This window comes from Bacillus sp. LR--39, from assembly GCF_053613335.1.
The window spans coordinates 1-648 of record NZ_JBSIOT010001046.1 but is presented as its reverse complement, the minus strand read 5'-3'; the positions used below and the strand labels follow the sequence as shown (position 1 = coordinate 648).

Annotated in this window: 2 protein-coding genes; one reads left to right on the top strand and one right to left on the bottom strand. The window is 44.8% G+C overall.

Annotated features, from left to right (window positions below; all coding sequences use genetic code 11):
• Positions 1-305 (top strand): adenylyl-sulfate kinase (gene cysC / locus ACWHAR_RS28320; RefSeq protein ID WP_452088599.1); only part of this gene is annotated, 305 nt, incomplete at its 5' end.
• A 27-nt stretch (positions 306-332) separates the two neighbouring features.
• Here cysC and ACWHAR_RS28315 read toward each other — a convergent pair.
• The coding region (locus tag ACWHAR_RS28315; RefSeq protein WP_452088598.1) for an alpha/beta fold hydrolase at positions 333-648 on the bottom strand (316 nt) is incomplete at its 5' end.

Genomic DNA, 648 nt, shown 5'->3' with positions numbered 1-648 from the left:
GGCAAATGATTTTAACGGCTTTTATTTCTCCATTCAGAGAGGATCGGTACATGGTTAGAGCGCTCTTTCCTAAAGGTGAGTTCTTCGAAATTTATGTGAAGTGCCCGCTGCATGTTTGTGAACAGCGCGATCCAAAAGGGCTTTATAAAAAAGCGCGAAACGGAAAGATCAAACATTTCACCGGGATCGATTCTCCGTATGAAGCGCCGCTTTCACCCGATTTCATCATTGAGTCAGACCAGACCTCTATTTCCGATGGAGCTGATCTCATCATTAACGCACTGCAAAACAGAGGAATTATATAAAAAACCCGATCAATGTCGGGTTTTTTCTTATGAGTTGGAGAACTGCGCAATCAAACTGTTAATCTTCTCTTTTTCCTCATAAAATGCTCCGTGCCCGCTGTTTGCAAACGGAACCAATTCCGACTGTTTGATGCCGCGCTTCAATTCTTTCGCAAAATCAAACGGCGCAATTCTATCCTTTCTCCCGTGCAGGATCAGCGTCGGCACCTTGATTGCAGCAAGTTCCTTTCTGAGATCTTCATCTCTTAATGCGATGCCCGAGTGGATCGTCCCGTAGGAGGAGGCCTCCAGCATCAAATTGAGAAACCACTGTCTAAGCTCTGGAGACACTTTTTTCTCAAAA